Annotated in this window: 21 protein-coding genes; 12 read left to right on the top strand and 9 right to left on the bottom strand. The window is 63.6% G+C overall.

The window, feature by feature from the left end; all coding sequences use genetic code 11:
* Nucleotides 1–23: 23 nt before the first annotated feature.
* The 4 genes from HF916_RS46105 (at nt 24) to pyrF (ending at nt 3,902) form a co-directional block, all read left to right on the top strand.
* Entirely contained in the window at nt 24–824 is an 801-nt protein-coding gene (locus HF916_RS46105; RefSeq protein ID WP_168795231.1) for an SDR family NAD(P)-dependent oxidoreductase, read from the top strand.
* The gene (locus HF916_RS46100; RefSeq protein WP_168795230.1) at nt 821–1,723 is read left to right on the top strand and encodes an SMP-30/gluconolactonase/LRE family protein; all 903 of its coding nucleotides are present in this window, start codon (nt 821–823) and stop codon (nt 1,721–1,723) included. The genes HF916_RS46105 and HF916_RS46100 overlap by 4 nt, the downstream gene beginning before the upstream one ends.
* Before the next feature lie 219 nt (nt 1,724–1,942).
* On the top strand, nt 1,943–3,004 hold the full coding sequence (locus HF916_RS46095) for an aldose 1-epimerase (RefSeq protein WP_168795229.1): 1,062 nt from the start codon (nt 1,943–1,945) through the stop codon (nt 3,002–3,004).
* 82 nt (nt 3,005–3,086) lie between these two features.
* Nucleotides 3,087–3,902 carry an orotidine-5'-phosphate decarboxylase gene (gene pyrF, locus HF916_RS46090; RefSeq protein ID WP_168795228.1) on the top strand — a complete coding sequence of 272 codons (816 nt, stop codon included), beginning with the start codon at nt 3,087–3,089 and terminating at the stop codon, nt 3,900–3,902.
* 34 nt (nt 3,903–3,936) lie between these two features.
* Here pyrF and HF916_RS46085 read toward each other — a convergent pair whose 3' ends face one another.
* The 4 genes from HF916_RS46085 to thiL form a co-directional block, all read right to left on the bottom strand.
* Nucleotides 3,937–4,449: a cupin domain-containing protein gene (locus HF916_RS46085; protein WP_168795227.1), complete on the bottom strand. Its 513-nt coding sequence runs from the start codon at nt 4,447–4,449 to the stop codon at nt 3,937–3,939.
* A gap of 23 nt (nt 4,450–4,472) precedes the next feature.
* Nucleotides 4,473–4,973 carry a CinA family protein gene (locus HF916_RS46080; protein ID WP_168795226.1) on the bottom strand — a complete coding sequence of 167 codons (501 nt, stop codon included), beginning with the start codon at nt 4,971–4,973 and terminating at the stop codon, nt 4,473–4,475.
* A gap of 66 nt (nt 4,974–5,039) precedes the next feature.
* Entirely contained in the window at nt 5,040–5,606 is a 567-nt protein-coding gene (locus tag HF916_RS46075; RefSeq protein ID WP_206001988.1) for a phosphatidylglycerophosphatase A family protein, read from the bottom strand.
* Entirely contained in the window at nt 5,596–6,594 is a 999-nt protein-coding gene (gene thiL / locus HF916_RS46070) for a thiamine-phosphate kinase (protein WP_168795225.1), read from the bottom strand. The genes HF916_RS46075 and thiL overlap by 11 nt, the downstream gene beginning before the upstream one ends.
* Nucleotides 6,595–6,813: 219 nt before the next feature.
* Here thiL and HF916_RS46065 point away from each other — a divergent pair, with 219 nt between their 5' ends.
* The 3 genes from HF916_RS46065 (at nt 6,814) to HF916_RS46055 (ending at nt 10,587) form a co-directional block, all read left to right on the top strand.
* On the top strand, nt 6,814–9,153 hold the full coding sequence (locus HF916_RS46065; RefSeq protein WP_168795224.1) for an NADP-dependent malic enzyme: 2,340 nt from the start codon (nt 6,814–6,816) through the stop codon (nt 9,151–9,153).
* Nucleotides 9,154–9,599: 446 nt separating this feature from the next.
* Complete coding sequence (locus tag HF916_RS46060; protein ID WP_168795223.1) at nt 9,600–10,010, top strand: ribonuclease; 411 nt, start codon at nt 9,600–9,602, stop codon at nt 10,008–10,010.
* 7 nt (nt 10,011–10,017) lie between these two features.
* On the top strand, nt 10,018–10,587 hold the full coding sequence (locus tag HF916_RS46055; RefSeq protein WP_168795222.1) for a barstar family protein: 570 nt from the start codon (nt 10,018–10,020) through the stop codon (nt 10,585–10,587).
* 133 nt (nt 10,588–10,720) lie between these two features.
* Here HF916_RS46055 and HF916_RS46050 read toward each other — a convergent pair whose 3' ends face one another.
* From HF916_RS46050 to speE, 3 genes are all read right to left on the bottom strand, one after another.
* Nucleotides 10,721–11,461 carry a 16S rRNA (uracil(1498)-N(3))-methyltransferase gene (locus tag HF916_RS46050; RefSeq protein ID WP_168795221.1) on the bottom strand — a complete coding sequence of 247 codons (741 nt, stop codon included), beginning with the start codon at nt 11,459–11,461 and terminating at the stop codon, nt 10,721–10,723.
* Between the two features lie 19 nt (nt 11,462–11,480).
* Entirely contained in the window at nt 11,481–11,894 is a 414-nt protein-coding gene (locus HF916_RS46045; RefSeq protein WP_106285247.1) for a VOC family protein, read from the bottom strand.
* 114 nt (nt 11,895–12,008) lie between these two features.
* Nucleotides 12,009–12,881 (bottom strand): polyamine aminopropyltransferase, encoded by an 873-nt coding sequence (gene speE / locus HF916_RS46040; RefSeq protein ID WP_168795220.1) that lies wholly within the window; start codon nt 12,879–12,881, stop codon nt 12,009–12,011.
* Between the two features lie 279 nt (nt 12,882–13,160).
* Here speE and tkt point away from each other — a divergent pair, with 279 nt between their 5' ends.
* Nucleotides 13,161–15,182 carry a transketolase gene (gene tkt / locus HF916_RS46035; RefSeq protein ID WP_168795219.1) on the top strand — a complete coding sequence of 674 codons (2,022 nt, stop codon included), beginning with the start codon at nt 13,161–13,163 and terminating at the stop codon, nt 15,180–15,182.
* Between the two features lie 95 nt (nt 15,183–15,277).
* Complete coding sequence (gap, locus tag HF916_RS46030; protein WP_035548635.1) at nt 15,278–16,288, top strand: type I glyceraldehyde-3-phosphate dehydrogenase; 1,011 nt, start codon at nt 15,278–15,280, stop codon at nt 16,286–16,288.
* A gap of 110 nt (nt 16,289–16,398) precedes the next feature.
* Here gap and HF916_RS46025 read toward each other — a convergent pair whose 3' ends face one another.
* Complete coding sequence (locus HF916_RS46025; protein WP_168795218.1) at nt 16,399–17,085, bottom strand: FadR/GntR family transcriptional regulator; 687 nt, start codon at nt 17,083–17,085, stop codon at nt 16,399–16,401.
* Between the two features lie 228 nt (nt 17,086–17,313).
* Between HF916_RS46025 and HF916_RS46020 the strand changes: the two genes are divergently transcribed.
* The 3 genes from HF916_RS46020 (at nt 17,314) to HF916_RS46010 (ending at nt 20,290) form a co-directional block, all read left to right on the top strand.
* Nucleotides 17,314–18,639: a C4-dicarboxylate transporter DctA gene (locus tag HF916_RS46020; protein WP_168795217.1), complete on the top strand. Its 1,326-nt coding sequence runs from the start codon at nt 17,314–17,316 to the stop codon at nt 18,637–18,639.
* Between the two features lie 114 nt (nt 18,640–18,753).
* On the top strand, nt 18,754–19,764 hold the full coding sequence (gene alc / locus HF916_RS46015; RefSeq protein WP_168795216.1) for an allantoicase: 1,011 nt from the start codon (nt 18,754–18,756) through the stop codon (nt 19,762–19,764).
* Between the two features lie 13 nt (nt 19,765–19,777).
* Entirely contained in the window at nt 19,778–20,290 is a 513-nt protein-coding gene (locus tag HF916_RS46010; RefSeq protein WP_168795215.1) for an ureidoglycolate lyase, read from the top strand.
* A gap of 116 nt (nt 20,291–20,406) precedes the next feature.
* Here the strand turns inward: HF916_RS46010 and fur are convergent, their stop codons facing one another.
* The gene (fur, locus tag HF916_RS46005; protein WP_168795214.1) at nt 20,407–20,835 is read right to left on the bottom strand and encodes a ferric iron uptake transcriptional regulator; all 429 of its coding nucleotides are present in this window, start codon (nt 20,833–20,835) and stop codon (nt 20,407–20,409) included.
* Between the last annotated feature and the right edge of the window lie 73 nt (nt 20,836–20,908).

Below are 20,908 nucleotides of genomic sequence, written 5' to 3'. Positions count from 1 at the left end.
CTTGCTCTAAAAGGAATCGAACGATGTCGTCTCCGGCCAATGCAAACGTCCGTCTCGCGGACAGCGCCTTCGCGCGCTATCCGAGCCTCGTCGACCGCACGGTGTTGATCACGGGCGGCGCGACCGGCATCGGCGCATCGTTCGTCGAGCATTTCGCGGCGCAAGGCGCGCTCGTCGCGTTCTTCGATATCGACGCAAGCGCCGGTGAAGCGCTCGCCGACGAGCTTGGCGATTCGAAACACAAGCCGCTGTTCCTGCCATGCGATCTGACCGACGTCGACGCGCTGCAAAAAACGATCGCCGACGTGAAGGCCGCGCTGGGTCCGATCCAGGTGCTGGTGAACAACGCCGCGAACGACAAGCGCCATACGATCGGCGAAGTCACGCGCGAGTCGTTCGACGCGGGCATCGCGGTGAACATCCGTCACCAGTTCTTTGCGGCGCAAGCGGTGATGGAAGACATGAAGGCGGCCAACAGCGGCTCGATCATCAACCTCGGTTCGATCAGCTGGATGCTGAAGAACGGCGGCTATCCGGTCTATGTGATGTCGAAATCCGCGGTGCAGGGTTTGACGCGCGGTCTCGCACGCGACCTCGGCCACTTCAATATCCGCGTCAATACGCTGGTGCCGGGCTGGGTGATGACCGACAAGCAGAAGCGGTTGTGGCTCGACGACGCGGGCCGTCGTTCGATCAAGGAAGGGCAGTGCATCGACGCCGAGCTGGAACCGGCCGACCTCGCCCGTATGGCGCTCTTCCTCGCCGCCGACGACAGCAAAATGATCACCGCGCAGGACCTCATCGTCGACGGAGGTTGGGCGTGAACGCGAGCGGTTCACCAGGCACGGCCGCGCTGCTGCTCGACACGAAATGCACGCTCGGCGAAGGCGCGACATGGTGCGCGCAAACCGGCCGTTTCTACTGGACGGATATCGAAGGCGCGCGCCTGTGGCGCTATGACCCGAGGGACAGTAGCAGCATGTCCTGGCGCATGCCCGAGCGTCTCGCCACGTTTGCGCTATGCGCGGACCCGCGTTACCTGTTGCTTGGTCTGGCCACGCATCTCGCGTTTTTCGAGTTGGCCACCGGCGAGACGCGGCGCATCATCGATGTCGAACCCGGCTTGAACACGCGCGTGAACGACGGCCGCTGTGACCGTCAGGGCCGCTTCGTGTTCGGCACTAAAGATGAAGGCGCGCCGTTGCAGCCAATCGGCGGCTTCTACCGGCTCAGTCACGATTTGTCGCTGGAGCGTTTGCCGTTGCCCGCGCCGGCGATCTCGAACAGCATCGCGTTCAGCCCCGACGGTGCGACGATGTATTACTGCGATTCGCCCACGCGCGAGATCCGCGCGTGCGACTATCGCGCGGACGGCGGCATCGCCAACGACCGTCTGTTCACCCGGCTCACCGACGCCACCGGTGAACCCGACGGCTCGACCGTCGATCGCGACGGCGGCCTGTGGAATGCGCAGTGGGGCGGTCGGCGAGTGGTGCGTTACGGGCCGGACGGCGTGGAAACGGAGCGCGTCGACGTGCCGACCGCGCAGCCGAGTTGCGTCGCGCTGGGCGGCGCGCAGCTCGACACGCTGTACATCACGAGCGCGCGCTGCGACCTCGATGCAGCGGCGCTTGCCGACGATATGCAGGCGGGCGGCGTGTTCGTCGCCATGCCCGGACGGCAAGGTTTGCCGGAGCCGGTGTTCCAAGGCGCGCCCGCTTAGCGCAGAATGACGCTGCCTTGCTCTCGAGGCAGCAATGAAGCAATGAAGCGCGGCCGGGCAGTAAATCTGAAAGTGAATCGCAGGTTGATGTTGCAATTTTAGTGGCAGCAAATCGGCAGCATGCAGTTCGGACCCAGAGGCGACCCGTTTTAAGAAAATCGCCCAACAGCATCCGTCAGCAATGACGGCAACGTCCCAAGCCTCTCGATGGAGCCAGATATGACTGTTGCGAATCTTGTTTCCTCCTCCCCTCAGACCTCACAGAGCCGACGCTCGCGACTCGCCGCGGCGGCCAATCCGGTGCTGCCGGGCCCCAGCACGTCGGCGGTGGCCGTCGGCGAAGACAGCGGCGGCGATGTCGCGTGCATCACGCTCGCCAATGCGCATTTGCGTCTCGACGTCGCGCCGACGCTCGGTGGCGGCGTCACGCGTTTCGACTGGCGCAACGACGGCGCGCTCACGCCGATCTTCCGCCGCTGTCGCCACGTCGCCGCCGATACGCAACCGAACCAGTTGTCCTGTTATCCGCTGCTGCCGTATTCAAACCGCATCGGCGGCGGGCAATTCAACGTGGCGGGACGGCGCGTCGAAGTGCCGCGCAATCGCGCTGACGAACCCTTGCCGATTCACGGCGACGGTTGGCAATCGGTCTGGCAGGTCGCGGAGTCGGACCGTGAAAACGTCCGCCTCTCGCTCGACCGCCGCGACGGCAAGCCGTACGCCTACCGTGCGACGCAAACTTATACGCTGGACGGTCCGACGCTCGTCGTCGCGCTCGAAATCGAGAATGCCGGCCGTGAGGCGCTGCCTTTCGGGCTGGGCGTGCATCCCTTCTTCGTGCGCGACGCGGACACCGAGTTGTCGGCCGCAGCCGGCGGCCTGTGGCTCTCTGGCGACGACTGGCTGCCGGTGCGGCATGTGCAGGCGCCACCCGCCTGGCAATTCGGCGTGGCGTATCCGCTGCCAGAAACCATCGTCAATCACGCTTTTACCGGCTGGAGCGGGCAAGCGGCGGTGGTGTGGCCGAAGCGCCGCCTGTCGCTGAACATTGCCGCCGACACCGACTACTACGTGCTGTACACGCCGCCCGGCGAAGACTTTTTCTGCTTCGAACCGGTGGATCATCCGATCAACGCGATGAACCTGGCCGGAGGCGCGAGCGAAAACGGCATGACCTTGCTGGGACGTGGCGAGCGACTGACGCGCACGTTCCGCTTCACCGTCGAACGCACGGGTTTGCGCTCGATGCCGGGCGCGCGCGGCTCGAAGCGGCGACAGTAGCGGGGGGAGGTGGCGCGGCCCGCCACGCGGGACGGGTAAAATACGCGCCTCTTCCGTTTTCCCGCTCGCCGCGAGACCCACCATGTCCAATTTCATCCAGACACTCAACGACGCCTGGCAGCGCACCAACTCGCTGCTGTGCGTCGGCCTCGATCCCGAGCCCAGCAAATTCCCGGGCGCGCTTGCGGGCCGTCCCGAGGCGATTTTCGACTTCTGCCGCACGATCGTCGACGCGACCGCGCCGTATGCGTCGTCGTTCAAACCACAGATCGCCTACTTCGCGGCGCATCGCGCGGAAGACCAGCTCGAGCAGCTGATTGCCCACATTCATGCGAACCATCCGGGCCTGCCGGTGATTCTGGACGCGAAGCGCGGCGACATCGGCAGCACCGCCGAACAATATGCGCGGGAGGCGTTCGAGCGCTATCAAGCGGACGCGGTGACGGTGAATCCGTACATGGGCTTCGACTCGATCCAGCCGTATCTGGAACATGAAGGCAAAGGTGTGATCGTGTTGTGCCGCACGTCGAACCCGGGCGGTTCCGATCTGCAATTCCTGGAGACGGGCGGCCGTCCGCTGTATCAGGTCGTCGCGCAGCTGGCGGCGGAGAAATGGAATGCGAGCGGCCAACTGAGTCTGGTGGTCGGCGCGACTTTCCCGAAAGAGATTGAAGTGGTGCGGGGGATTGTCGGCGATATGCCGCTGCTGATTCCGGGCATCGGTGCGCAAGGCGGCGACGTGCAAGCGACGGTCAACGCCGGCCGTACCGCGAACGGCACGGGCATGCTGATCAACTCATCGCGCGCGATTATTTACGCGGGCAAGGGTGACGATTTCGCCGAAGCCGCAGCGAAGGCCGCGATGGAAACGCGGGATCGGATCAACGCGTTCCGGTAATCGCGGGCTGTCGTTGTTCGGGAGCGCGTGGGGTTCAGTTCGGCCTCAGCCGCTCGATCAACGCGGCATGCTGCGGATGCCGCGCTTTCAACGCGTCGATATCCGCCAGCTCAAATTCGCTGAATTCAAAACCCGGCGCCACAGTGCAACCAACTAGCGCGAAGGTAGCCGGGTCGGCGCATTCCGCCGCGAACCATAAACCTGCCGGCACCACCGCCTGAAACACAGCATCCGTATGCATCAGCGCACTGCCGAGCTTATGCGTCACCACTGCGCCCGTTTCGTCGAGTACGTGGACGTTCAACGGTTCGCCTGCATAGAAATGCCAGACTTCGTCGGACTTGATTCGATGCCACGCCGAATGCGCGCCGTCGCACAGCAGGTAGTAGATCGCGGTCGAGGCGGAGCGCGTCTGCGCTAAATCATTTTTATCGCGGATCACCCGTTGCGCCGACCGATACGTCTCGCTGAAAAATCCGCCTTCGGGATGCGGCTTGAGATCGAGGCGGCGGATCAGTTCGTCTTTGGTTGCGTGCGAATCAGGCATGGGCTTCCCGCTTCGAACAAAGGTTAATGCTCGCGTTCGTCGAGCAAGGCGAGGACGCCGCGCAACGCATGCGCGGCAGCCTGCACGCGGATTTTCTCGCGGTCACCCTTGAAAACCTTCGTTTCCACCGACGTATGCAGCCGGTTGCTCCAGCCGAACGAGACCATGCCGACCGGCTTGGTCTCCGTGCCGCCGCCCGGTCCGGCGACGCCGGTAATCGACAGCGAGACTTGCGCGCGGCTATTGCGCAGCGCACCTTCCGCCATGGCGCGCGCCACTTGCTCGCTGACCGCGCCGTGCTTGTCGATCAGATCGGCGGGCACGCCGATCATCTCGCTCTTCGCCTGATTCGAATACGTGACGAAGCCGCGCTCGAACCAGCCGCTGCTGCCGGAAATATCGGTGATCGCAGTCGCCACCATGCCGCCCGTGCAGGACTCGGCGGTGACGAGCATGAGGCGCTCGTCGCGCAGACGGTTGCTCACGCGAATCGCAAGCTGGTGAACGACGGAATCGGTAGGCATGGCGTCAATCCGGAAAACGGGGGCTGGCGGTGAATGCCCGGCGGCGCGGCGGCCGCCGGGCAGCAATCAAACGGACATGCGCCAGAGCGCAATCACGAGCAGCGTGAAAAACGCGGCGACCAGGTCATCGAACATGATGCCAAAGCCACCTTTCAGACGACGATCGAAATAGCCGATGGGCGGCGGCTTCACCATGTCGAAGAAGCGGAACACGATAAACGCCCACAGTTGGCCGGTCAGCGTCACCGGCGTGACCATCAGCAGCACCAGCCAGAACGCGATGATTTCGTCCCACACAACCGGCGACGGATCGTCGATGCCGAGCTTCTTCGCGGTGAATCCGCAAATCGCAATGCCGCCGAGAAAGCCGGCGACGATCAGCAGGCCCCACTCGATCACAGTCAGATAGCGGCTCAGCACGGCGAACGACGCCCACGCGAACAGCGTGCCGATCGTGCCCGGCGCAACTGGCGACAAGCCGCTGCCGAACCCCAGCGACAGAATGTGCAGCGGATGAGACAGCATGAAGCGCGCGGTGGCGCGGCGCGGCTGACGGCCGGGCGGGCGCGGCGCCTGCGGCGGCTCGGCGCCGATAATTTTGTCGGCCGGGCCGAGCGGGGGATCAGTCTGCATGAAAGTGGTCGAAGCCTTGCAACGTCAGAGTGAGCGGCGCGCCGGCGGCATCGCGCCAGCCGATCGCCGGGCGGTCGGCCGCCGTTTCGAGAGCGCTTATTGTACCGATGCGGGTGAGCGGCACGCCCACCTCGCGGCCTGCCTTTTCGACTGCGGCACGCGCCGCGATCGGCGCGGTGAAGCACAACTCGTAGTCGTCGCCACCGGCGAGCGTGCAGCGTCGCTGGATTTCGAGCGCGAGGCGGCGTAGCGCGGCGGAACGCGGCACGGCGTCGACGTCGACCGTGGCCCGCAGGTTCGAGCGTTCCAGAATGTGCAGCAGATCGCCGGCAAGGCCGTCCGAGAGGTCGAGCGCCGCGTGGGCGATGCCGCGCAGCGCCAGGCCGAGCGCGACACGCGGCTCAGGGCGTTCGATGGCGCGACGAAACGTCGCAGTGTCGCTGGCATCGGCGGACCATTCGCCGCGCCGCACGCCGAGACCGGCGCGCGCGTCGCCGAGCGTGCCGGAAATCCAGATGTCGTCGCCGGGCTGCGCGGCGTCACGGCGCAGCGCCGCGTGCGGCGGCACGCTGCCGAACACGGTGATGCACAGATTCAGCGGGCCGCCGGTCGTATCGCCGCCGATCAACTCGCAGTCGTAGCGTTCGGCCAGCGCGAAGAGGCCCTCGCTGAACGCGGCGAGCCAGGCTTCCTCGGCTTTCGGCAAGGAGAACGCCAGCGTGAACGCCTGCGGTTGCGCGCCCATGGCGGCGAGGTCCGACAGATTCACCGCGAGCGCTTTGTGACCCAGGGCCTCGGGATCGACATCGGCGAAAAAGTGGCGGCCTTCGACCAGCATGTCCGTCGATATGGCCAGCATTTCACCGGCGCGGGGCGCGAGCAGCGCGCAGTCGTCGCCGATGCCGAGTGTGCCGCTCGCGGCGTTGGCCGGCCGGGCAGCGGCGCGGCGGGCAAAGAAACGATCGATCAGCGAAAACTCGGAGAGCATGGTGGCGATGGGTGGGCGCGAGGGTGAACGATTAAGTGCCGCGAAGTTCGGCTAACGGCGCACATTGTACGGAGCGAACGACGGGTAAACATTCGATCCGCCGGCAACTCCGATTCGGGTCGCGTTCCAGCCACAGCATGCCACGTCAGCCTTTCGCTATGTTTCAGTCGCGGCAGTTGTACCCGTATTGAAGGAATTGGGCCCGCAATTGGGGCTACAATGCCGTCGAACGTCTATTCTAATCCGCCCTCCGAAGCCCGCCCCATGTCGACTCCCGTCAATAGCAAACTCCGCGAAGCCGCCCTCGATTACCACGAGTTTCCCACCCCGGGGAAGATCGCGATCGCCCCGACCAAGCAGATGATCAACCAGCGCGACCTCGCGCTGGCGTACTCGCCTGGCGTCGCGTTCGCGTGCGAGGAAATCGTCGAGAACCCGTTGAACGCCGCGCGCTTCACCGCGCGTAGCAACCTGGTCGGCGTCGTCACGAACGGCACCGCGGTGCTCGGTCTCGGCAACATCGGGCCGCTCGCTTCGAAGCCGGTCATGGAAGGCAAGGCCGTCCTGTTCAAGAAGTTCGCCGGCATCGACGTGTTCGATATCGAGCTGAACGAGTCCGATCCACACAAGCTGGTCGATGTGATCTGCGCGCTCGAACCGACGTTTGGCGGCATCAACCTCGAAGACATCAAGGCGCCGGACTGCTTCATCGTCGAACGCGAATGCCGCAAGCGCATGAAGATTCCGGTCTTCCACGACGACCAGCACGGTACGGCGATCGTCGTCGCGGCGGCCATCACCAACGGTTTGAAGGTGGTCGGCAAGGACATCAAGGAGGTCAAGCTGGTGTCCTCGGGCGCGGGCGCGGCGGCGCTGGCCTGTTTGGACCTGCTGGTCGATATCGGCTTGCCGCTCGAAAACATCATCGTCACCGACCTGGCCGGCGTGGTCTACAAGGGCCGCGTCGAACTGATGGACCCGGACAAGGAACGCTTCGCGCGTGAAACCGACGCCCGCACGCTGGCCGAAGCGATCGGCGGCGCGGACGTTTTCCTCGGTCTGTCGGCTGGCGGCGTGCTCAAGCAGGACATGGTCAAGCAGATGGCGAACAAGCCGCTGATTTTGGCGCTCGCCAACCCGACGCCGGAAATCCTGCCGGAACTGGCGCTGGAAGTGCGTCCGGACGCCGTGCTGTGCACCGGCCGTACCGACTACCCGAACCAGGTGAACAACGTACTGGTGTTCCCGTTCCTGTTCCGCGGCGCGCTGGACGCGGGCGCGACGACGGTGACGCGGGAAATGGAAATCGCGGCGGTCAACGCGATCGCCGAGCTGGCGCGCCAGGAGCAGAGCGACATCGTCGCGACAGCGTATGGTATTCAGGATCTCTCGTTTGGCCCGGAATACCTGATTCCGAAGCCGTTCGACCCGCGTCTGATCGTCAAGGTCGCGCCGGCCGTGGCGAAGGCCGCCATGGATTCGGGCGTCGCCGAGCGTCCGATCGAGGACATGGAAGCCTACGAACAGCATCTGCAGCAGTTCGTGTATCACAGCGGCACGACCATGAAGCCGATTTTCCAGCTCGCGCGCGGCGTCGAGCCGGAGAAGAAGCGCATCGTGTTCGCGGAAGGCGAAGAAGAGCGCGTGTTGCGCGCGATGCAGATCATCGTCGACGAAAAACTGGCCAAGCCGATCCTGATCGGCCGTCCGGCCGTGATCGAGGAGCGCATTGCGCGCTACGGTCTGCGTCTGGTCGCGGGTCAGGACTACACGGTCGTGAACACCGACCACGACGAGCGTTATCGCGACTTCTGGCAGGAATATCACAAGATGATGTCGCGCAAGGGCATCAGCGCGCAGATGGCGAAGCTCGAAATGCGCCGCCGCACCACCCTGATCGGCGCGATGCTGGTGGAAAAGGGCGAGGCCGACGGCATGATCTGCGGCACGGTCTCGACCACGCATCGCCACCTGCACTTCATCGATCAGGTGATCGGCAAGAAGCAAGGCGCGAAGGTCTACGCGGCGATGAACGCGCTGGTGTTGCCGAATCGCCAGATTTTCCTGGTGGATACGCACGTGAACGTCGATCCGACGCCGGAGCAACTGGCCGAAATCACGATCATGGCGGCTGAAGAAGTGCGCCGTTTCGGTATCGAGCCGAAAATCGCGCTGCTGTCGCATTCGAACTTCGGCACGAGCAACGCGCCGACCGCGCAGAAGATGCGCGACACGCTGGCGATCCTGCGCGAACGCGCGCCGGACCTGCACGTGGACGGCGAAATGCACGGCGACATCGCGCTCGACGCGAATCTGCGCCGCGAAGTGATGCCCGACTCGACGCTCGAAGGCGACGCGAATCTGCTGGTGCTGCCGAACATCGACGCGGCCAACATCTCGTACAACCTGCTGAAGACGGCCGCGGGCAACAACATCGCGATTGGTCCGATGCTGCTCGGCGCGGCCAAGCCGGTGCACGTGCTGACGGCTTCGGCAACGGTGCGCCGGATCGTCAACATGACGGCGCTGCTGGTGGCGGATGTGATCGCGGCCCGTTAATCCGCGATCCAGACGAAGCATGGCGCCGGTTTGAAGACCGTGCGCCATGCAAAAAAAAAGGCGCGCCCGCAACGGGCACGCCTCAGGGTGGACAGGGGATTGCCACCCAAAAAACGGCAAGTCAGACAAAATTCCGCCTCCAGGAGCGTTCAAGGGTTCGAAACCCTTGCCACGGGGAATCAAGCGGTCTGCAGACTCATGCAAATCGGCCTGCCGTCCGCTCCGCATTTGCCCGCCTTCACCTAGATTCGCACTGTTAAGCTAAGTTTAGCTTGACTAAGCTAAACATTCTGTCAAATGTCGTCAAAGCCTCGCCGGTGGCGCTTTCGCGCCTGATGGGAGGATTTCGCCGACCCGGCGAGCGTTGATTCCGGGGGCCATTAGCGATACCCTTACGACTTTCATGGTCGTCAAACTCGTGATCTAACAGCGGGGAACCCTGATACATGGCACGCAAGTGGCAACGCATGAAAGGCGTGCTGATCGGTGCTGTTACGCTGTGCGTTTTATCCGGCCCCGTGCCTGGCGCGTTTGCGCGCGACTCCACGGCACCCGCCGACGCGCAGTTGCAGGGCACCATCGCGCTGGCGCAGTTGCCACGTGAAGCGGTCAATACATTGAACTTGATTGCCGCAGGCGGGCCTTACCCGTATGAGAAGGACGGCATCGTATTCGGCAATCGCGAACGGTTGCTGCCGGCCTATCGGCGCGGCTATTACCACGAATACACCGTTCCCACGCCTCGCTCACGTAATCGCGGGGCGCGTCGCATCGTCTGCGGAGGTCCGCTGAAGCGAACCGACAATTGTTACTACTCGGACGACCACTACACCAGTTTTAATCGTATTGTTGAATGACATCGGGATGAACGGCATGAGCGACAACGTCTACGCGCACGACTCCGGAGTCGCGACGGATCTTTTCGCGGCCGGCGACGGCAATTTGTTCCAACGCGTCATGCAGATGCGCGCCGGCGATCAGGGCCGCGAGAACCAGAGCGAAGCAGGCACTGTGGTTTCATCGAACGAGGAGCCCATGAGTCTTTTCAAGACCGTACGACCGAACATCGTACAGTCGATCCGCGCGTTCCGCGTGCAGGATCTCGCCGACGAGGCCAGCCAACTCGGCCAGCATTTTCTCTATGCGTATTGCGCCAACGCGCAGTCCAAGCAGGAAGTGCTCGAAACCATCGCGACGTCATTCCTGTTTCCGAAACACTTCGGCAAAAATTACGACGCGCTATACGACTGCCTGACCGATCTGGTTCAGAAGGCGGGTGCGCAGCCGGGCTTTGTGATCGTGCTCGAGCAGTTGCCGGTCGCCCAGAAGTTCGACAAGGAAGGACGCGAGACGCTGCTGGACGTGTTCCGCGAAGCCTCCGAGTTTTGGGCCGAGCGCAAAGTGGCGTTCCGCGTGTTTTATTCGTTCGCTTGAGTTTTTGCCTGAGCGTTGCCCGCTTAGGCTAAATGAGAAAGGCCCGCCAATCGGCGGGCCTTTTGCTTTTGGCGCCGCTGTCGACGAGGCTTGCCGCCCTTGACTAAAGCGACCGGCGCGCCACGCAAGCGGCTTACCAGCCGCCCCAGCCCGCCGCCAGCGCCGAAAGAACGGCGATGCCGGCAGTTTCGGTGCGCATCACGCGCGGGCCGAGGCCGACGGCGGTAAACCCATGAGCAGTCGCGGCCGCTTCCTCGGTCGCGGAAAAGCCGCCTTCCGGGCCCACCAGCACCGTCACGCGTCCTTTCGGCGGCTCGGCGGGCAAGGCGGAAAAGCTGATGCTGGCGCGCGGCGAGAGCAGAATGCGCAAGTCGCCTTCCTCGGGCGTGCGGGGCATCGTGCCCAGCCAGGTGGCGATCTCGCGCACCGGCATCACTTCCGGCAGGCGATTGCGCCCGCACTGTTCACACGACGCCCGCACGATGCCTTGCCAGTGCGCGTGGCGCCGCTGGGCGCGATCGCCGGAGAGACGCACGACGCTGCGCGTGGTGGTCAACGGCACGAAGCTGGAGGCGCCCAGTTCGACGGCTTTTTCGATCAGCCAGTCCATCTTGTCGCCGCCGGCAATGCCCTGCGCGAGCGTGAGGCGATAGGGCGGCTCGACCTCGATATCGCGGAATTCGCGGATTTTTACCATGGCCGAGCGCCTTTCGACTTCGACGAGTTCGGCGCTGTATTCGCCGCCTTCGCCGTTGAAAAGGACGATTGAATCGCCGGGCTGCAGGCGCAGCACGAGCACATGCCGAACGACGTCATCGGGAAGCGGCATGACCTCGTCGGGCTGGAGAGGCGTATCGACGAAAAAGCGAGGCATCAGAAAAATACTCATTGGTTCACGAAAGGTGGCGAGCGAGCGCCCAGCGGTAGCCGTCCAGATCTTCGACCTGGGCGAAGCGGTCGCCCCAGAACTGATCCTGTGGCTCGCTCAGCGATTTTGCGCCGGCGGCCAGCGCCCGCGCATAAATCGCGTCGACATCGTCGACATAGACATAGAACGATTGCGGTGCGATTGCGCCCGCGCTTTTGGGTGTTTTCGCCGCCGAGCCGAACGCGCCTTCCGGAGCGAACATCACAATCAACTGGCCTTGATAGGTCATCTCGACATGCATGACGACACCGTCGTCCTGGACACTGTCACGCACTTCAAAGCCGAACGCCGCTGTGAAGAACGCGGACGCGGCATGTGCGTCGCGCACCGTCAGATAGGGGGTCAACCAAGGCACACCGGCTGGGCGAGAGGCGGTCATGGGATTCTCCGGATCGATGGGGTTGGCGGGGCACATGCTGCAAGTTCAGGTGGACGTTTGCGTATCGATATGCCGATAGCGCAGTCCGACGGAACCGTGCATTTTGCCCACGCGTTAGCTTGCTGGCTTTAAGAATTGACTTAGTTTATCGCGCACTGAGCGGGATGCCGAGAACAGTCCGGCGTGCATGGCCGCGTCGTAGTGCATCAGGGTGTCGATTCCTCGCGCGGCGAGGCGGTCCGTGAGTGTATCGACGGTGAGGGCGGCTGGGTCGAGCGTGTCGCTGGCGGTCGCCATCATCCAGAGCGAGCCGTGCAGCGGCACGAAAGTGCTCATGGTGCGGACAACGGCGAATGCCGCGCTCAGGTCGCCGAGCAGGCGCGCGACGCGTTCGGCATGAAAATACGGCGAGCCGAGGTGCACGGAGAGTGCCGCGGTCGGGCTCATGACGCGCTTGAGCCGCTGGTAGAAGGCTTGCGTGTAAAGACCGGCGGCGGGTGAATCCGGCGGCGTCAGGTCGAACACGACGAGATCGAACTGCGCCGGCGCGGCCGCCTCGACGTATTGCGCGGCGTCGCCGATTATCAGTTCGACGCGTGGATCGTCGAATGCGCCGCCGTGCACCTCGGGCAAATGCTCGCGCGTCAGACGTACGACTTGCGCGTCCAGCTCCGCCACCACGATCCGTCCGATGCCCGCGTGCCTCAGCAATTGCCGCGCGGCGCCGCCGTCGCCGCCGCCCAGCACCAGCGCCGCTTGCGGCGACGGATGCGCTAGCGCGGCCGGATGCACCATGCATTCGTGATAGATGAACTCGTCGCTCGTGGACGTCATCGGACGGCCGTCGAGGGTGAAGAGCCGGCCGAGCTGCGGCGTGTCCCAAACCTCGATCCGCTGATAAGGCGAATCGACGCGCGCGAGGCGTTTCGCGTGCGGAAATCCGTAGACGGCGTCGGGACTCGGTCGGAACAGCAGTGGAGCGCTCACGGATGGCGGGCTCCGTCCGGAGCGCGGTGGGTTGAGGTTGAGCAATTGTAAAGGCCGAAGCGCGGCGTGGCCTCGGCGGGTGCATCGAGCCACACGGCCAGACGGCTTTCGGAGCGGGGCGCGGGCAACGTTCTGTTAGAATGTCACGCTTTCAGCCTTGTCCGTTTGCTCTGCCCGTTTCGCGTCTCCTGGCGCCGCACCGTGCGCCAAAGTGAACCGGCATTCGAGCATCCGGGCCTCAAGCGCGCACCGCTTTCTGACTCTGTCTCCGGACTCGACATGACGACCCCGTCTCCCGCACCCACCTCCTTGATGGCCAACGCAATCCGCGCGTTGTCCATGGACGCCGTTCAAAAAGCGAATTCCGGCCACCCCGGCATGCCGATGGGCATGGCCGAAATCGGCGTGGCTTTGTGGTCGCGTCATCTGCGCCACAACCCGAAGAACCCGCAGTGGGCCGATCGCGACCGTTTCGTGCTGTCGAACGGCCACGGCTCGATGCTGCTGTACTCGCTGCTGCACCTCACCGGCTACGATCTGCCGATCGACGAGCTGAAGAACTTCCGCCAGATGCATTCGAAGACGCCGGGTCACCCGGAATACGGCATTACGCCGGGCGTCGAGACGACCACCGGTCCGCTCGGCCAGGGTCTGGCGAATGCGGTCGGCATGGCGCTCGCCGAGTCGCTGCTCGCCACCGAATTCAACAAGCCTGACGCGAAGATCGTCGATCACCATACGTACGTGTTCGTCGGCGACGGCTGCCTGATGGAAGGCATCTCGCACGAAGCCAGCTCGCTGGCGGGCGTGCTGAAGCTGAACAAGCTGATCGCGTTCTACGACGACAACGGCATCTCGATCGACGGCGAAGTGCTGCACTGGTTCCACGACGACACGCCGAAGCGCTTCGAAGCGTACGGCTGGAACGTGATCCCGAACGTGGTCGGCCACGACGTCGAAGCGGTCGACGCGGCCATCAAGCAAGCCAAGCAATCCGACAAGCCCACGCTGATCTGCTGCAAGACGGTGATCGGCGAAGGCTCGCCGAATAAGGCCGGCAGCCACGATTCGCACGGCGCGGCGCTCGGCGACAAGGAAGTCGCGGCCACGCGCGAAAAAATCGGCTGGAAGTGGGAACCGTTCGTGATCCCGCAAGAAGTCTACGCAGCCTGGGATGCGAAAGAAGCCGGCGCGCGCAACGAATCCGACTGGGACAAGGCGTTTGCCGCGTACGCAGCCAAATATCCGCAGGAAGCCGCTGAATTCAAGCGTCGTGACGCGAAGCAACTGCCCGCCGACTGGAAAGAAAAGGCCAAGGCAATCATCGCCGGCGCGAACGAACGCGCGGAAACCATCGCGACGCGCAAGGCTTCGCAGCAGGCTATCGAAGCTTTGTCGGCCGTGCTGCCGGAACTGCTCGGCGGCTCCGCCGACCTGACCGGTTCGAACCTGACCAACTGGAAGGCCGCCAAGCCGGTGCGTGTGAACGCGGAAGGCCACGCTGCCGGCAACTACGTCAACTACGGCGTGCGCGAATTCGGCATGAGCGCCGCGATCAACGGCATGGCGCTGCACGGCGGCTTCAAGGCGTTCGGCGGCACGTTCCTGACGTTCTCGGATTACAGCCGCAACGCGCTGCGGGTGGCCGCGCTGATGAAAGCGCCGTCGATCTTCGTGTTTACGCACGACTCGATTGGTCTGGGCGAAGACGGCCCGACCCACCAGTCGGTCGAACACGTTGCAAGCCTGCGTCTGATTCCGCACCTGCAAGTGTGGCGCCCGGCTGATACCGTTGAGACTGCGGTGGCCTGGACCCACGCGGTCGAACATCACGGCCCGTCGTGCCTGATCTTCAGCCGTCAGAATCTGCTGTTCTCGGAGCGCACGGACGCGCAGATCGCCAACATCGAGAAGGGCGGCTACGTGCTGCGCGACTGGAACGACGAAATCGTCGCGCGCAAGATCATCCTGATCGCCACCGGTTCGGAAGTGGAACTGGCGCTGAACGCGGTCGAGCCGCTGGCGCGCGAAGGCATCGCGGCACGTGTCGTGTCGATGCCGTCGACCACCGTGTTCGACAAGCAGGACGCCGAGTACCGCGAACGCGTGCTGCCGCATGGCGTGCGCCGTGTCGCGATCGAAGCGGGCGTGACGGATTTCTGGCGCAAGTACGTGGGTCTGGAAGGCGGCGTGGTCGGCATCGACACGTTCGGCGAATCGGCCCCGGCGGGCGTGCTGTTCAAGCATTTCGGCTTCACCGTCGAGCACGTGGTAGCGACGGCAAAGGCCGCGCTCGGCTGATCCTGAACAAGCGTTGCCGCTTGCGTGCGAACGCGCGGCAACGCTGTCAGTCAGACGAACCTGGACGTATTTTTTCAGCCATCAGGAGATAGACCATGACGATTCGCGTCGCAATCAACGGCTACGGCCGGATCGGCCGCAACACGCTGCGCGCCTTCTATGAAAACGGCAAGAAGCACGATATCGAAATCGTCGCCATCAACGATCTGGGCGATGCCAAGACTAACGCTCACCTGACGCAATACGACACGGCGCACGGCAAGTTCCCGGGCGAAGTGTCGGTGGACGGCGATTACCTCGTTGTCAACGGCGACAAGATCCGCGTGCTGGCCAACCGCAACCCGGCTGAACTGCCGTGGGGCGAGCTGAATGTGGACGTCGTGCTGGAATGCACGGGCTTTTTCACGACTAAGGAAAAGGCGAGCGCGCACATCAAGGGCGGCGCGAAGAAGGTGATCATCTCGGCGCCGGGCGGTAAAGACGTCGACGCCACGATCGTCTACGGCGTGAACCACCACGTGCTGAAGGCATCGGACACGGTGATCTCGAACGCATCGTGCACGACGAACTGCCTGGCACCGCTCGTCAAGCCGCTGAACGACAAGATCGGCCTGGTGAACGGTCTGATGACCACGATCCACGCGTACACGAACGACCAGGTTCTGACGGACGTGTACCACGAAGACCTGCGCCGCGCGCGCTCGGCCACGCACAGCCAGATCCCGACCAAGACCGGCGCGGCTTCGGCTGTCGGCCTGGTGCTGCCGGAACTGAACGGCAAGCTGGACGGCTACGCGATTCGCGTCCCGACGATCAACGTGTCGGTGGTCGATCTGTCGTTCATCGCCGCGCGCGACACGACGGTCGAAGAAGTCAACGCGATCATGAAGGAAGCGTCGGAAGGCTCGCTGAAGGGCATCCTCGGTTACAACGAGGCGCCGCTGGTGTCGATCGACTTCAACCACAACCCGGCTTCGTCGACGTTCGACGCCACGCTGACCAAGGTGTCGGGCCGTCTGGTGAAGGTGTCGAGCTGGTACGACAACGAGTGGGGCTTCTCGAACCGCATGCTGGACACGGCGGTGGCGCTGGCCAACGCGAAGTAACTGACTGCGCCTCGCGCGCATTACGCCCAGCAAAGCCGGCTTCGAGCCGGCGGTCGCAGGGCAAAGAAAAACCGCTCTTCGGAGCGGTTTTTTTTCGCCTACGCCTGCGGTTACGGCGTCGGGAAATAGACGCCGGCGCGCTGCGCGGCGTTCGAGATATGCGTCTCGATGGCTTTGCCGGCCGCGGCGGAATCACGGGCCTTGAGCGCATCCAGAATCACGCGATGCTCGTTGTACGTGGACAGCACCAGTTCGCGCCGGTAGAACGGCATGCGCTGGCTTTCCTTCATGATTTCCGCGCTGCTGCTCAGAATCGATTCGATCGCCGCGTTGCCGGCAATGTTGACGATCCGCATGTGGAAGTCGTAGTCGAGGCGGGCGGCTTCGTCGAGTTCGTCGCAGGCGAGCGCCGTTTGCATGGCCGTGATGTTGTCTTCGAACCAGGCGAGGTCGGAATCGCTGACCGCAAGCGCCGCCATGCGCGCGATAAAGCCTTCCAGCGCGAAGCGCATCTGATAGGTATCCGGCAGCGACGACTGCTCCGCGAAGCGCCACGCATGCGCGGCCGAGGCCTGCGCGCTTTCCACGTAGACACCCTTACCGGGCCTGATCACCAGCAAACCGAGCGCTTCGAGCGTCGAAAGCGCTTCGCGCAACGACGCGCGGCTGATCGCGAGTTCTTCGGAAAGTTGACGCTGAGCTGGCAGCAAACTGCCCACGGGATAGACGCCCGCTTCAATCCGTTCGCGGACGGTCGCGATGGCGGCATCGGTAACGGTATGCGGGACGTTTTTCATCGTTGTCTCACTTGGAATCGCGGTCTGACCAGCATTGTAATACGTGGTCTGAACGCTCGTGCGGCTTGTTGTTCGCCGCCGCTCATCCGACCCGAAACCGCTACAACGACAGCGGGTAAACACCGCTCTATGAGTCCTTGACGTCAGTATATCGGCTTCCTACTATTCGAGATACCAGCACTGGTCGGACCAGTCTGAACAGATGTGAATCGTAACCAGGAGGAAGCCGTGTTGAAATTTTTCAATTCGCTGTTTGGCCGGGTCGTCATAGCGCTGGTGGCGGGCATTGTGGTCGGCGCCGTTTTTCCGCATTTCGCCCAATCGCTACGCCCGCTCGGCGACGGCTTTCTCAAGCTGATCAAGATGGTGATCGGGCCCATCGTCTTTTGCGTGGTGGTCAGCGGCATGGCGCATGCCGGCGACTTGCGCAAAGTCGGGCGCGTCGGCCTGAAGGCCGTGATCTACTTCGAGGTGATGACGACGATCGCGCTCGTGATCGGAGCAATTCTGGCGTATATCACGCGTCCGGGCGTCGGCATGAATATCAATCTGAGCTCGCTGGATCCCGCCTCGCTCTCGACCTACACCGAGCACGCGAAGAGCCTCAAGGACACGGCCGGCTTTCTGCTGAAGATCATCCCCGACACGGCGATCAACGCGTTCGCCACCGGCGACATTTTGCAGATTCTCGTGTTTTCCGTGCTGTTCGGCTCGGCGCTGTCGCTGCTCGGCAATAAGGCGCAGCGCGTGAGCAATCTGATCGACGAACTCTCGCAAGTGTTTTTCCGCGTGATGGGCTTCATCATCAAGCTCGCGCCGCTCGGCGTGCTCGGGGCGATTGCTTTCACCACCGGCACATACGGCGTCGATTCGCTCAAGCAGCTCGGCATGCTGGTGCTCGTGTTCTATCTGAGCTGCTTCGTGTTCGTCGCCGTCGTGCTGGGCGTCGTCATGCGGCTCGCCGGCTTCAGCATCTTCAAGCTGATTCGCTACCTGCGCGAAGAGCTGTCGATCGTGCTCGGCACCGCATCGTCGGACGCCGTGCTGCCGCAGATCATGCGCAAGCTCGAATGGATGGGTGTCAAGGATTCGACCGTCGGTCTCGTCATTCCGACCGGCTACTCGTTCAATCTCGACGGCTTCTCCATCTATCTCACGCTGGCGGTCATTTTCATCGCGCAGGCCACCAACACGCCGCTGTCCCTGCATGACCTGATCGTCGTGGTGCTGGTGTCGCTGGTAACGTCGAAGGGCGCGCACGGCATTCCCGGCTCGGCCATCGTGATTCTGGCCGCCACGTTGTCCGCGATTCCGGCGATCCCCGTGCTCGGCCTCGTGCTGATCCTGCCGGTCGACTGGTTCGTCGGCATTGCCCGCGCGCTGACCAACCTGATCGGCAACTGCGTGGCGACGGTGGTGGTCGCCGTGTGGGAAAACGATATCGACCGGGCGCGCGCGCATCGCGTGCTGAACCGCGATGCGGCTTTGCGCTACGTACCGGCCGGTGAAGATGCCGAACCCGCTGCCGCCGGCGAGCACGCTCCGGCTGTCTGAACCTGAGAAACCTTATTCGAAACCGCGCGCCATCGCAGCGCGCTTCCAGCGCCGGCAGATGCTGTGAACGCCGGCTCTCCTTCACTTTTCGCTGCCTGACCGAGACTACAGACTATGGCTAATCCGATCCTCGACCCTAACGCTCCCGCTTTCACCCGTCGCTACATGAATCTCGCCGACCCGCGTCTGGGCGCGAAGGCGCTCTTCGCCAGCGACGAATTCTTCGCGCCGAAAGAACGCATGCTGGAGCCGCAACCGGCGGTGTTCATCCCCGGCAAATACGACGACCACGGCAAGTGGATGGACGGCTGGGAAACCCGCCGCAAGCGCACCACCGGCCACGACTACTGCGTGATCCGCCTCGCGCACCCCGGTGTCGTGCACGGTGTGGATCTGGATACGAGTCACTTCACCGGCAACTTCCCGCCGGCCGCGTCGATCGACGCCTGCTACGTGGACGGCGACGTGCCTCCCGATAACGCCGACTGGCAAACGCTCGTGCCGGCCACCACGCTGCAGGGCAACCAGCACCACTACGTCGACGTGACCGACGCCCGCGCCTTCACGCATTTGCGTGTGAATCTGTACCCGGACGGCGGCCTCGCGCGTTTGCGCGTGTACGGCCAGCCCAAGCGCGATTGGGAGCGGGTTGAGCGCGGCACGCTGCTGGATCTGGCGGCGATCGAGAACGGCGCGTACCTGGTCGCGGCGAACAACCAGCACTTCGGGCCGGCCTCGCAGATGCTGATGCCGGGCCGCGGCGTCAACATGGGCGACGGCTGGGAGACCCGGCGGCGTCGCGAGCCGGGCAACGACTGGGCGATCGTCGCGTTGGCGCGGCCGGGCGTGATCCGCAAGATCGAAGTGGATACGGCGCACTTCAAGGGCAATTTCCCGGACCGCTGTTCGTTGCAAGCCGCGTCGGTGACGGGCGGCACCGACGATTCGCTCATCACGCAAGCGATGTTCTGGCCGGTGCTGCTCGGCGAACAGAAACTGCAGATGGACCACGTCCATACCTTCGCGGATAACCTCGCGTCGCTGGGCCCGGTCACGCATGTTCGTTTCAATATCTTTCCTGACGGCGGCGTGTCGCGCCTGCGCCTGTGGGGCGAAATCGCATAACGGAGTGGCGTCGATGAAGACATTGCAGATGGAACGCCTCACGCGCGCGGCCTTCGCGCCGTTCGGCGATGTGATCGAACTGGACGGCGCGCGGCATTTCGCCATCAACGGCGGCACGACCGAGCGTTATCACGACTTGGCCAACGTCGACGTGACGGAGAATGGCGGCCGGCCGCTGATCAACCTGTTTCGCGCGCAGCCGCGTGCGCTGCCGGTCGAGATCACGATGATGGAGCGGCATCCGCTCGGCAGCCAGGCTTTCATTCCCTTAACGGCGGGCCGCTATCTGGTGGTGGTCGCGCCGGCCGGCGAGTTCGATCCGGCGCAGATGCGCGCCTTCTGGACCGACGCGTGGCAGGGCGTGAACTATGCGAAAGGCGTGTGGCATCACCCGTTGCTCGCGCTCGATCGGGTGAGCGATTTCGTGGTGGTCGATCGTGGCGGCGAGCAGCCTAATTGCGACGAATTGTCATTAGCGGAGCCATGGCGGCTGACGTTCGAAGCCAGCGCCGAGCTGGTGGAATAGGTCGTAACCGTTCCCGCAAAGACACCGCCGCGGATGCAAAAAGACCCGGCCGATTCGCATCGGCTGGGTCTTTTTTTGCCCGCCTGACCGCGCACCCCAGCGCGGCCGACACCGCGTCAATGCTTGCGATGCGGGCAGTTTTCCTTGGTGCAGGCGCCGTACAGGGCCAAAGCGTGTTCCTGCAGCTTGAAGCCGCGTTCTTTCGCGATGGACTGCTGACGGCTCTCGATTTCGGAGTCGAAAAATTCTTCGACGAGCCCGCAATCGAGGCACACGAGGTGGTCGTGGTGCGACCCTTCGTTCAGTTCGAACACCGCCTTACCCGACTCGAAATTGCTGCGCGAGAGCAGGCCCGCCTGTTCGAATTGCGTCAGCACGCGATACACGGTTGCAAGACCGATATCGAGTTCTTCGTGCAGCAGGCTGCGGTACACGTCTTCGGCCGTCAGGTGGCGCACCGGGCTGTGCTGAAAAATCTCAAGGATTTTGAGGCGCGGAAGGGTCGCCTTGAGCCCGATATTCTTGAGATCGGTTGGATTGGTCATGGCAAGGGATCCCTAGAGTACAATGCTGGGCTCTCATAGTAATGTGTTTTTGCCGTTCTGGTCATCTTCGATG

The sequence above is a fragment of the Paraburkholderia aromaticivorans genome (genome assembly GCF_012689525.1).
Classification (GTDB): Bacteria; Pseudomonadota; Gammaproteobacteria; order Burkholderiales; family Burkholderiaceae; genus Paraburkholderia; species Paraburkholderia aromaticivorans_A.
The sequence above is the reverse complement of the archived record's forward strand: the minus strand, read 5'-3'. Positions and strand labels throughout refer to the sequence as shown.

Excerpts from the sequence above, each read along its gene's own strand:
- HF916_RS46105 (WP_168795231.1), top strand. The coding sequence starts at position 24 with ATGTCGTCTCCGGCCAATGCAAACGTCCGTCTCGCGGACAGCGCCTTC.
- HF916_RS46095 (WP_168795229.1), top strand. The coding sequence starts at position 1,943 with ATGACTGTTGCGAATCTTGTTTCCTCCTCCCCTCAGACCTCACAGAGC.
- pyrF (WP_168795228.1), top strand. The coding sequence starts at position 3,087 with ATGTCCAATTTCATCCAGACACTCAACGACGCCTGGCAGCGCACCAAC.
- HF916_RS46085 (WP_168795227.1), bottom strand. The coding sequence starts at position 4,449 with ATGCCTGATTCGCACGCAACCAAAGACGAACTGATCCGCCGCCTCGAT.
- HF916_RS46080 (WP_168795226.1), bottom strand. The coding sequence starts at position 4,973 with ATGCCTACCGATTCCGTCGTTCACCAGCTTGCGATTCGCGTGAGCAAC.
- HF916_RS46075 (WP_206001988.1), bottom strand. The coding sequence starts at position 5,606 with ATGCAGACTGATCCCCCGCTCGGCCCGGCCGACAAAATTATCGGCGCC.
- thiL (WP_168795225.1), bottom strand. The coding sequence starts at position 6,594 with ATGCTCTCCGAGTTTTCGCTGATCGATCGTTTCTTTGCCCGCCGCGCC.
- HF916_RS46065 (WP_168795224.1), top strand. The coding sequence starts at position 6,814 with ATGCCGTCGAACGTCTATTCTAATCCGCCCTCCGAAGCCCGCCCCATG.
- HF916_RS46060 (WP_168795223.1), top strand. The coding sequence starts at position 9,600 with ATGGCACGCAAGTGGCAACGCATGAAAGGCGTGCTGATCGGTGCTGTT.
- HF916_RS46055 (WP_168795222.1), top strand. The coding sequence starts at position 10,018 with ATGAACGGCATGAGCGACAACGTCTACGCGCACGACTCCGGAGTCGCG.
- HF916_RS46050 (WP_168795221.1), bottom strand. The coding sequence starts at position 11,461 with ATGCCTCGCTTTTTCGTCGATACGCCTCTCCAGCCCGACGAGGTCATG.
- HF916_RS46045 (WP_106285247.1), bottom strand. The coding sequence starts at position 11,894 with ATGACCGCCTCTCGCCCAGCCGGTGTGCCTTGGTTGACCCCCTATCTG.
- tkt (WP_168795219.1), top strand. The coding sequence starts at position 13,161 with ATGACGACCCCGTCTCCCGCACCCACCTCCTTGATGGCCAACGCAATC.
- gap (WP_035548635.1), top strand. The coding sequence starts at position 15,278 with ATGACGATTCGCGTCGCAATCAACGGCTACGGCCGGATCGGCCGCAAC.
- HF916_RS46025 (WP_168795218.1), bottom strand. The coding sequence starts at position 17,085 with ATGAAAAACGTCCCGCATACCGTTACCGATGCCGCCATCGCGACCGTC.
- alc (WP_168795216.1), top strand. The coding sequence starts at position 18,754 with ATGGCTAATCCGATCCTCGACCCTAACGCTCCCGCTTTCACCCGTCGC.
- HF916_RS46010 (WP_168795215.1), top strand. The coding sequence starts at position 19,778 with ATGAAGACATTGCAGATGGAACGCCTCACGCGCGCGGCCTTCGCGCCG.
- fur (WP_168795214.1), bottom strand. The coding sequence starts at position 20,835 with ATGACCAATCCAACCGATCTCAAGAATATCGGGCTCAAGGCGACCCTT.